Annotated in this window: 8 protein-coding genes; all 8 read left to right on the forward strand. The window is 38.1% G+C overall.

All coding sequences use genetic code 11. The features are described 5' to 3' along the window. The first annotated feature begins 143 nt into the window (after positions 1 to 143). The 8 genes from secA (at position 144) to AHA02nite_RS14810 (ending at position 10,753) form a co-directional block, all read left to right on the forward strand. Complete coding sequence (secA, locus tag AHA02nite_RS14775; RefSeq protein WP_146818630.1) at positions 144 to 2,654, forward strand: preprotein translocase subunit SecA; 2,511 nt, start codon at positions 144 to 146, stop codon at positions 2,652 to 2,654. Between the two features lie 153 nt (positions 2,655 to 2,807). Continuing rightward, positions 2,808 to 3,912, forward strand: a protein-coding gene (gene prfB / locus AHA02nite_RS14780; RefSeq protein WP_146818632.1) for a peptide chain release factor 2 whose coding sequence is annotated in 2 segments (ribosomal slippage) — positions 2,808 to 2,879 and positions 2,881 to 3,912 — 1,104 coding nt in all. Because the reading frame shifts where the segments join, the coding sequence is not laid out codon by codon here. 55 nt (positions 3,913 to 3,967) lie between these two features. Further along, positions 3,968 to 4,303 (forward strand): c-type cytochrome, encoded by a 336-nt coding sequence (locus AHA02nite_RS14785; protein ID WP_146818634.1) that lies wholly within the window; start codon positions 3,968 to 3,970, stop codon positions 4,301 to 4,303. Between the two features lie 393 nt (positions 4,304 to 4,696). Then, positions 4,697 to 5,383, forward strand: a complete 687-nt coding sequence (ftsE, locus tag AHA02nite_RS14790; RefSeq protein ID WP_146818636.1) for a cell division ATP-binding protein FtsE — start codon at positions 4,697 to 4,699, stop codon at positions 5,381 to 5,383. Further along, positions 5,373 to 6,266, forward strand: coding sequence for a permease-like cell division protein FtsX (gene ftsX / locus AHA02nite_RS14795; RefSeq protein ID WP_146818638.1), 894 nt, complete (start codon positions 5,373 to 5,375; stop codon positions 6,264 to 6,266). Before ftsE ends, ftsX begins: the two co-directional genes overlap by 11 nt. A gap of 42 nt (positions 6,267 to 6,308) precedes the next feature. Next, on the forward strand, positions 6,309 to 7,718 hold the full coding sequence (locus AHA02nite_RS14800) for a PcsB-like coiled-coil domain-containing protein (protein ID WP_146818640.1): 1,410 nt from the start codon (positions 6,309 to 6,311) through the stop codon (positions 7,716 to 7,718). A gap of 210 nt (positions 7,719 to 7,928) precedes the next feature. Beyond that, positions 7,929 to 9,407 (forward strand): S41 family peptidase, encoded by a 1,479-nt coding sequence (locus tag AHA02nite_RS14805; protein ID WP_146818642.1) that lies wholly within the window; start codon positions 7,929 to 7,931, stop codon positions 9,405 to 9,407. A 125-nt stretch (positions 9,408 to 9,532) separates the two neighbouring features. After that, on the forward strand, positions 9,533 to 10,753 hold the full coding sequence (locus tag AHA02nite_RS14810) for a PDZ domain-containing protein (protein ID WP_146818644.1): 1,221 nt from the start codon (positions 9,533 to 9,535) through the stop codon (positions 10,751 to 10,753). Positions 10,754 to 11,042: the final 289 nt, after the last annotated feature.

The following is an 11,042-nucleotide window of genomic DNA, read 5'->3' on the forward strand; positions in this document are numbered from 1 at the left end:
ACCACCTACAAATAAATCAGCCTGAATCTTTTTTTACATATTTCCTCGTATTTCTTCATATTCTGTTAGTTGTCATGACTGTTTTGATAGTGTTATCATTATAGTTGGATTGTTGTAATCAAGAGGATACGAGGTGCAAATTAATGAAGCAATTATTAACTAAAGTTTTTGGGGATTTAAACGAGAAGCAATTGAAGAAACTTCGTAAAAAAGCAGATCAAATTGAAGCTTTAGAAACTGATATTCAAAAGTTGTCTGATTCAGGGCTACAAGCGAAAACAGCAGAGTTTAAAGAGCGTTATCAAACTGGTGAATCATTAGATGATTTAATGGTTGAAGCGTTCGCGGTTGTCCGTGAGTCAGCTAAGCGTGTTTTAGGAATGCGCCCATACTATGTACAGTTAATTGGTGCGATTGCCATTCATTATGGTGATATTGCCGAAATGAAAACAGGTGAAGGTAAAACACTTGCCTCAACGTTGCCTGCTTACTTGAACGCTATTTCAGGTAAAGGTGTACACATTATTACCGTAAACGATTACTTAGCACACCGTGACTCTACTGAAATGGGTGAGTTGTACGATTGGTTAGGTTTAACTGTAGGTCTTAACACGAATGACCTTGATAAAGATGAGAAGCGTGAAGCTTATAGCTGTGATATTACGTATGGTACGAACAATGAGTTTGGTTTCGACTACTTACGTGACAACATGGTACTTTATAAAGAAAAACGTGTACAACGTGAATTAAACTTCGCGATCGTCGATGAGGTTGACTCGATCTTAATTGACGAAGCACGTACTCCACTTATTATTTCAGGTTCACAGAAAAAATCTCAAACCAATTATTTACAAGCAGATTCATTTGTAGAAACTCTTAAAAATGAAGAAGACTATACTTTCGATGAAAAATCACGTAACGTTCAGCTAACTGAAAATGGTATTACGAAAGCTGAGAAATTCTTTAACATTGAGAACTTGTATGACTTAGATCACGTATCTTTAACGCACCATATTAACCAAGCGTTAAAAGCGCATGTCGTTATGCAAAAAGATACTGACTATGTTGTAGATGAAGGCGAAGTTGTCATTGTAGACCAGTTTACAGGTCGTCTAATGAAAGGTCGTCGTTACAGTGATGGTTTACACCAAGCAATTGAAGCTAAAGAAGGATTACAGATCCAAAAAGAAAGTATGACGTTAGCAACAATTACGTTCCAGAACTTCTTCCGTATGTATAACAAACTAGCTGGTATGACAGGTACAGCTAAAACAGAAGAAGAGGAGTTCCGTAACATTTACAATATGAACGTTGTTGCGATTCCAACGAATGAGCCAATTGTTCGTGATGACCGTCCTGATTTAATTTACAAATCAGTAGATGGCAAGTATAAAGCGATGGTAGAAGACATTAAAGCACGATACCAAAAAGGACAGCCTGTTCTAGTTGGTACGGTTGCAGTTGAAACTTCAGAATTAATTTCAAAAATGCTTAAAAAAGCTGGCGTTAAACACAACGTCTTAAACGCGAAAAACCACTTCTCAGAAGCGGAAATTATTTTAGCAGCAGGTCAAAAAGGTACTGTAACGATTGCTACAAACATGGCAGGTCGTGGTACTGACATTAAACTTGGTGACGGTGTAAAAGATCTTGGTGGTCTTGCCGTTGTTGGTACTGAACGTCACGAATCACGTCGTATCGATAATCAGTTACGTGGTCGTGCTGGACGTCAAGGTGACCCAGGTGTTTCACAGTTCTATCTTTCAATGGAAGATGAGTTAATGCGTCGTTTCGGTTCGGAACGTATGCACTCGATGATGGAACGTTTCGGTTTAGAAGATGATCAGCCAATTGAAAGTAAAATGGTTTCTAGAGCTGTGGAGTCTGCACAGAAACGTGTTGAAGGTAACAACTTTGATGCGCGTAAGCAAATCCTTTCTTACGACGATGTTTTACGTGAACAACGTGACATCATTTATGAACAGCGTAATGAAGTACTAGGAGCAGACAGTTTACGTGATATTATCATGGGCATGATCGAATCAACAGTTAAGCGTAACGTAGAACTGTATACGCAAGATGAAGAAGAAGAAAATTGGGAGCTTAATAACTTAGCGCAATTCTTACATGCGAATGTACTTGAACAAGATGAAATCTCCGGTGAGGACTTCAAAGGTAAAGAGCCAGATGAAATGGTTGAACAAGTCATGGAGGTTGTTAAGAATAAGTATGACCAGCGTGAACAAGAATTAACTGAAGAACAGATGCGTGAGTTTGAAAAAGTAATTTTACTTCGAACGGTTGACTCGAAATGGATGGATCACATTGACCAAATGGACCAATTAAGACAAGGTATTCACCTACGTGCTTACGGTCAAACGAATCCGTTACAAGAGTATCAAATGGAAGGCTTCTCTATGTTCGAAGAGATGATTGCTGCAATCGAACAAGAAGTGGCTAAATACGCGATGAAAGCACAAATTCGTGAAAACTTACAACGTGTACAAGTTGCAACTGGCACTCAAGCGGTTGCCGGTGGAAGACCGAAAGAAGAAAAGAAACCTCAACCAATCGTTAAGAAAAAGGAAGTTGGACGTAACGAACCGTGCCCTTGCGGTAGCGGTAAGAAGTATAAACAGTGCCATGGTTCATAAACGGATTCAAAACCTTATCCATTCTCATGAGTGGATAAGGTTTTGTTACATTATGTGACGGTGGAATTTTCCAATTTGTAACTAAATGTTCGTTTTTAGTCGATTTATAAGTGGTATAATACGGGTAGAATATATAGTAGAGGTGGATGTTTTATGGAACTAGCAGATATTCGAAGTGAACTTAATCAACTACAAAAGCAATTAGACAATTTCAGGGGGTCTCTTTGACTTAGATGGTTATCGTAATCGTTTAAATGAGCTAGAGCAAAAGATGACAGAGCCAAATTTTTGGGATGATCAACAAAATGCCCAAAAGGTAATTAATGAATCGAATAGCTTAAAAGAACTCGTCCAAAACTTCGATCACAATGAAGAAGCACTTGAAAATTTAGAAGTCTCTTTCGAATTAGTAAAAGAAGAAAATGATGAAGAGCTTTTTGAGGACTTAAAAGATCAATTAAAATCTGTTTCAGCTGATTTAAATCAGTTTGAGTTGAACATATTACTAAGTGAACCTTATGATCAAAATAATGCGATTATCGAAATTCACCCCGGTGCAGGCGGTACAGAAAGCCAAGATTGGGCAGAGATGCTATTAAGAATGTACAAGCGTTATGCAGAGCGTAAAGGGTTTAAAGTGGAGACACTGGATTATTTACCAGGTGATGAAGCAGGCGTTAAAAGCGTGACCCTCTTAATTCAAGGTCACAATGCTTATGGTTATATAAAAGCTGAAAAAGGTGTTCACCGTTTAGTTAGAATTTCACCTTTTGATTCATCAGGAAGGCGTCACACATCGTTTGCTTCATTAGATGTAATGCCAGAGTTTAACGATGATGTCGAAATTGATGTAAAAGCTGAAGACTTAAAAGTAGATACTTATCGCGCAAGTGGTGCTGGTGGTCAGCACGTTAACACGACTGATTCAGCTGTTCGAATTACACACGTACCTACGAACACAATTGTGACGTGTCAATCAGAGCGGTCACAAATTAAAAACCGTGAAAAAGCAATGAAAATGTTGAAATCAAAACTTTACCAACAAGAAATTGAAAAACAACAACAAGAACTTGATGAAATCCGCGGTGAACAGAAAGAAATCGGATGGGGAAGTCAAATTCGCTCTTACGTTTTCCACCCGTATAACATGGTGAAAGATCACCGAACAAACGTTGAGAATGGGAATACTCAAGCAGTCATGGATGGTGAATTGGATCCGTTTATTGATGCCTATTTACGTTCAAAAGTAGATGGATAACTTATGAACGTTTAGGAAAACATAAAAGTAACACTAACAGGAGGTTTTAGAACAAATGAAAAAGAAATTATTAGTCGGCCTATTTGGCTTAATGATGGTAGTAGCTGCTTGTGGTGGTGGCGACGGTGCTGATGATAATGGTAATGGCGGCGACGACACAACTGCTAATGAAACAGCAGCAGGTGAAGAGCTTTATCAGCAAAACTGTGCAAGTTGTCACGGTGGTGACTTATCAGGTGGAGCTGGACCTGGACTAGTAGATGCTAGTGACGAGTACGACCAAGGTGATATTGTATCAATCATTTTAGAAGGTTATGGTAGCATGGCTGCTGTAGCAGGTGTAAGTGAAGAAGAAGCAGAAGACATTGCTGATTATGTATTAGAACAGTAAGTAACAATGAGAAGGGAATTCCTTCTCATTGTTTTTTTATTCCACATTTTTCCTCTTTTCATAACCACATTGGTAAGCTTGCCAACTAAAACCACTTCTTTTACAATCAATCACGCTTTTTATAAATTAATTGAAAAGAAAATGTAATATAAAACAGGCAGTATATTTTGGCGAATGATGTTATAATATAATTACTAGATTAAGAAATTCTATTAAAAAAAGACATAATAGTATGAGATATGATAAAATAATAAAATAAAAAATTTAATATTTCGACAATTACTGTATTTGAGACATCGTTGATTTGCGATGTCTCGATTTGAAATGGACAAGCTATATAAAAAGGTAAATACAAAATGTTGCAATGCAGCAGGAGGACCAAGGTGGATTACTATGATCGAAATGAACAATGTATATAAAGTTTATGATAACGGAGTTACAGCTTTAAATGGCGTAAAAACAACAATTGATAACGGAGAGTTTGTTTATGTTGTTGGCCCAAGCGGTGCTGGTAAATCATCTTTTATTAAAATGATGTATCGCGAAGAAGTACCAAGTAAAGGCCATGTGAAGATCAATCATGTAGATATCGGCGACATGAAAGATAAACAAGTACCTTATTTACGACGTTCAATCGGCGTTATTTTCCAAGATTTTAAATTGTTACCGAAACTAACAGTCTATGAAAATGTAGCCTTTGCTTTAGAAGTGATCGAGGAAAACCCGAGAAAAATTAGGCGTCGTGTAATGGACGTGTTAGATAAGGTTGGGTTAAAGCATAAAGCGAGGTTTATACCCGCTCAATTATCAGGTGGTGAGCAACAACGTGTAGCCATTGCAAGAGCGATTGTCAACAACCCTAAAGTTGTCATTGCCGATGAGCCAACAGGTAACTTAGACCCTGACACGTCGTGGGAGATTATGAGAATCTTTGAAGAAGTCAATGCGACTGGTACGACAGTGATTATGGCAACACATAGTAAAGATATCGTTAACAAAATTCGTAGACGTGTTATTGCTATGGAAAATGGTCAAATCGTAAGAGACGAGCATCGAGGGGAATACGGATATGAAGATTAATACATTTAAAAGACATTTTAGAGAAGGTACAAAAAACTTAGTTAGAAATAGTTGGATGACAGTAGCCGCAGTTGGTGCTGTGACAACGACATTAGTATTAGTGGCAGCATTTTTAATGCTAATGCTAAACCTAAATCAAATTGCAGACAACATTGAATCAGATGCAGATATTCGTGTGTTTATAGATTTAAGTGCAGAGGAAGACGATATTGACGAGTTAGGTCAAAATATTGGTGAACTTAATAGAGTTGAGGAATTTTATTTCTCTTCAAAAGATGAAGAATTAGAAGCGTTAGTTGAAGACTTAGGTGAAGATGGGGAAGCTTGGGAGCTTTTCGAACAAGATAACCCGCTAAATGATGTTTACGTTGTCGAGACGTACGAAGCAGAAGATCTAGCAGGAGTTGCTTCAACAATTGAAGGCTTTTCAAACGTAGATGACGTTGATTACGGAAGTGAAACAGTAGACCGACTATTACAATTTAACCAGTATGCTAGATATATAGGAATTACGTTTATTGCAGCGTTACTATTAACGGCTATTTTCCTAATATCGAACACGATCAAGATGACGATTACAGCAAGAAGAGATGAGATTGGTATTATGCGACTAGTCGGTGCGAAGAATAGCTTTATTCGTTGGCCATTCTTTGTTGAAGGAATGCTTACAGGTGTTATTGGTTCAGTGATCCCAATTGCGCTTGTACTTGGTGGTTATCACTTCTTGTATATAAACTTAAACGACCGATTGAATTTCCAGTTCATCGAGTTGTTACCGTGGAACCCATTTGCATGGCAGCTTTCACTCATGCTATTAGCAATCGGTGCCTTTATTGGTATTTGGGGAAGCGTGATGAGTGTTCGTAAGTTCTTAAAAGTTTAACGAGACTAAATTCACAACAAATACAAAAGGGGAGAAACCAAGTTGACGAAGAAAGTTATACCGTTTTTAACTTTGATTGTAGTTATTGTTGGCGCATTGATGTATTCGGATTCCGATTCGGTCCAAGCTAATCAGTCAGTTGAAGATATTGAAAAAGAATTAGATGAAGTACAGCAAGAACGAGAGAATGTTTCTAGTGAGATTGATAGTTTACAAGAACAAATCCGTGAACTTGAAAGTCAACAGGATGAAACAGAAGCAGAGTTAGATCGTATTGAAAATGAAATAGAGCAAGCTGAGTTAGAAGTCCGTCAAAAAGAGCTTGATATTGAAGAGACTGAGACAGAAATTTATTTATTAGAAGCTGAAATTCAAGAACTAGAAAACGAGATTCAAGAACTTGAAGCAGAGATTGATGAATTAGAAGAAGAAATCTCTGAATTAGAAGAAGAAATTACTGAAACTGAATTTAGAATTAACCAGCGTGAGGCAGTTCTTATCGACCGACTAAGAACTCTACAGCGTAACGGTGGTTCTGTAAGTTATATGGAAGTTGTTTTAGGTTCAAGTGATTTCGGTGATTTCGTAAGTCGTGCTGCAGCGGTAAGTAAAGTGATGGATCAAGACCAAAGCATTATTAACCAACATTTTGATGACAAGCAGTTTCTAGAAGAAGCAAAAGACACCGTGGAAGAAAACAAAGAACAAGTCGAAGAATCGAAACAAACAGTTGAAGGTAATAAAGAAACAGTTGAAGCAAATAAAGCTAATTTGGAAGATAAAAGGCAAACTTTAGTCGCTCAAAAAGGTGAACTGGATCAACTGATTGCCGGTCTTGATGAGCGAAAACAAGAGGAACAAGTAGTACTTTCAAATTTACAAGACGATCAAGAAGAGTTAGAGGACTATCAAGTATCGTTATCGGAAGAACAAGAAATTTTAGAATCACGAGAACAATCTTTAGAAAATCAAAAACAAGAGGCTCAATCGAATCCGGCTAACACGCAAGCTGGTGGAAGTGGTCAGTTTATAGCACCGATGAGTGGTTATTTAACATCACCTTTTAAACCGCCTCATAGGCCTGGACATGCTGGTGTTGATATGGGTAATAGAGATAATCCAACTACACCTGTATATGCAGCTGCAACCGGAGAAGTTTATCGAGTGGTATCAGGTTGTGTAGTAGGTAATAGTGGTTGTGGTGGTGGGTATGGTAATGTTGTGTACATGACCCACTATATTGATGGTGTTGCGTACGATACAGTTTATGCACATTTATCATCAGTTCACGTGAGTGTTGGCGATACAGTGCAACAAGGTCAACAAATTGGTAATATGGGTAATACAGGTAGTTCCACTGGACCACATTTGCACTTTGAAATCCATAGAGGCGGATCTTGGAATAATGCTAAATCAAACGCAGTTGATCCGTTAAATTATATTAACCCTTAACGTTAAGGGTCTTTTACCTTTTACTAAAAGAGGAAATTATAGTAGTATAAAAGCATCGCACATTGTTCGTGTGATGCTTTTATGCTATTTATTTAGCTATTTTCATTTTGGCGTAATTTTGAGAATAGTAGAAATCTATATCATATACTGAACTATAGTATCTTTAAATACTAAATCTGTAAGCGTTTGCTGAGGTGGTTAATTTTGAATATGAGTAAGAAATTCGTTGTTTTATTAGTGTTAGTAGCCTTTTTAGTAGGGGGAGCAATCTCAGCGACTGCCATGAATTTTCTTGCTGACGAAGGTGAACCTCAAGTAAAGGAAGAGGAACAAGAACAAGAGGAAGTAGAAATGCCTGATGATGAGGTTCATAGTGATGTCCAAGAAGGGCTTGGTGAAGAATTTACTAAAATTCAGCAAGTGATTTCGACGTTAGATGAGTATTATATACATGAAGTTGACGTTGATTCTTTATATGAAGGCGCGATCGAAGGTGTTGTTAGTTCATTAGATGATCCATTTAGTGAATATATGGATGCTGAAATGACAGAACAATTTCAACAACAATTAGAGTCGTCTTTCGAAGGAATTGGTGCAGAGGTTACTCAGCGAGAAGGACACATAACAATTATTTCTCCTTTGGCAGACTCACCAGCTGAAGAATCAGGGATCCGCCCAAATGATCGTATTTTAGCTGTTGATGAAGAGTCAGTTGAAGATTATACAGTAAATGAAGCGGTTCAACTTATTCGTGGTGAGAAAGGGACAGATGTTGTATTAACGATTGACCGTCCTGGTGAAGATGAACCTTTTGATATATCAATTACAAGAGATACGATCCCGTTAGTTACGGTTCGACCACATGTAGAAGAGACGAACGGTCAAACAGTTGGTGTGTTAGAAATTAGATCTTTCGGTGAAGGTACGGCTGAAGAGTTTGCAGAAGAGTTAGCTTACCTCGAAGACGAAGTTGGAATTGATGGATTAGTATTAGATGTAAGAGGAAATCCTGGTGGTTTATTTGACGCAGTCGAAAATGTATTAACTCACTTTATGGACGGTGAGGAAACGTATGTTTACACAGACCGTCATGATATGGAACCAGAACCGTCAACATTAGATGGGCAAGGTGTAAAGGACTATCCTATTTCAGTCTTAATTAACGAAGGTAGTGCAAGTGCATCAGAGATTTTAGCTGCCGCACTTAATGAAGTTAACGGTTATGAAGTCGTCGGTGAAACAACGTTCGGTAAAGGAACAGTACAACAGACGATGCCTTTAGATGGTGGCATGTTGAAAATGACTGTATTTGATTGGTTAACTCCAGACGGCAATCGAATTGAAGGTGAAGGCGTTGACCCAACAATTGAACAGAGACAACCAGAATACTTTTATTCAACGCTAATTCAGTCTGAAGAACCATTAGAGTATGACATGAACAACTCTGAAGTTAGAAAGCTTCAACTTATGCTTGAAGGACTAGGATATGAGATTGATCGTACAGATGGTTATTTTGATGACAACACGGTTGAAGTAGTCGAGCAATTCCAGTCGGATGAAGGTTTAGAAGTGACAGGAGTTGTAGATGAGCCAACTGAAGAGCGTATTGAAGAACTAATTTTAGACGCTGTTATGGAACCAGAAAATGATCTGCAATTACAGCGTGCTATTGAAATATTATTTGAATAAGCTTGGTATAAATAGGTGACTCATCTGTTGGGTCATCTATTTTTACTCAATGCATATGCAGGATTTTGACTAGGGTTTAGAGAATTGTTTAATACAGTGCACCAGTGAGATTGGGGGGATTATGCATGTGGGTCGAATGGTTAGTTGAATTAGGTTATGCGCTAATGTGGTTATTCGCACAACCAGTACTATATGTAGCGATTATATTATCTTTTCTAATTGGAAATAAAAGAATTAAAAAAGACCGAAAGCAATTTGGTCACCGGGTGTTTCCATTCCACGCAGAATGGAAAGGGACATGGTTAATCGGATTGATTTTTGGTGTTATTGTTTCAGCAGGGATTGTCCTAACTGGATTGTTTATGACTTGGGAATGGTTAATCGTCTGGTCAGCAGCCATTATTTTATTAATGTTAGTTGGACAAGTTGCATTATTATCACCTGTTTACACATTAGGTTTAACTATTTTAGCCGTATGGTCTATTGGTCTATTTGACATACAAGTTATTAATGAGTCTTTTACAAATGGATTACTACAAGTCGATCTAATGGGCATGATTTATTTAATGTTAGTTCTCCTTTTTGCTGAGGCCATTTTGATTGCGACAACGAACCGTCATAGGTCGTTCCCTCGGTTACATAAAGGAGATCGTGGTAAAGACGTAGGATCCCATCAAGTTACACGACTTATGATCGTTCCATTATTAATTCCTTTGCCAATCGGTTCACTAACATTAACTGATCAGCTTGCTTGGTGGCCAGTATTTGGATTAGATGGAGCTGGAATGAGTTTCATAATCTTTCCTTATATAATCGGCTTTTCACAAAATTTCCGTGGGTTGTTTAGTGAACAAGGTGCAAAACGAGTCGCATTAACTTTAACCCCTTTGACACTCTTATTACTTGGTGCTACAGTCGGTGCTTATAACACGTTGTACTTAGGAATGGTGATTGTCGGAATTGCTCTAATCATGAGGCCGGTTATTCATCTGTTCATTCGTTATTTTGACGTTGAGAGACGTCCAATCTTTAGGCCAGAACAAGATGGAATAACAATCGTCGGCATAGTGCCAGGCTCACCTGCAGACCAAATGGAACTATATGTTGGCGAGAAAATTGAACGCGTACACGATATACCAGTCCAGAATGAATTTGAGTTTTTCGATGTTATGACTGAAAATCGAACTTACTGCAAGTTATCCGTGCGAGACTTCCGAGGTGAGACGAGATTTGTGCAGCGTCCTATTTATGAACATGAAGATCACGAATTAGGTTTAGTGTTTGTAAAAGAAACCCCTCGCTTCACTTTAGAAACTGAAACGTTTGAGTTAGATTATTCATCATAAGTATGATGTGAAAATTGCTTTGGAACTTCATTGTTCTGAAGCAATTTTTTATATTTTGGGGGAGATGGATTTGGCGCTTGTGAGATTAATTTGGCGTTCGCATGATGGAATTTGGCGCTCGCGAAAATAATCTGGCGCTCGCATGATGGAATTTGGCGCTCATGAGAATAATCTGGCGTTCGCACGATAGGATTTGGCGCTCATGAGAATAATCTGGCGCTCGCATGATAGGATTTGGCGCTCATGAGAATAATCTGGCGCTCGCATGATGGAATTTGGCGCTCGCGAA

This window comes from Alkalibacillus haloalkaliphilus, from assembly GCF_007991275.1.
GTDB lineage: Bacteria > Bacillota > Bacilli > Bacillales > Alkalibacillaceae > Alkalibacillus > Alkalibacillus haloalkaliphilus.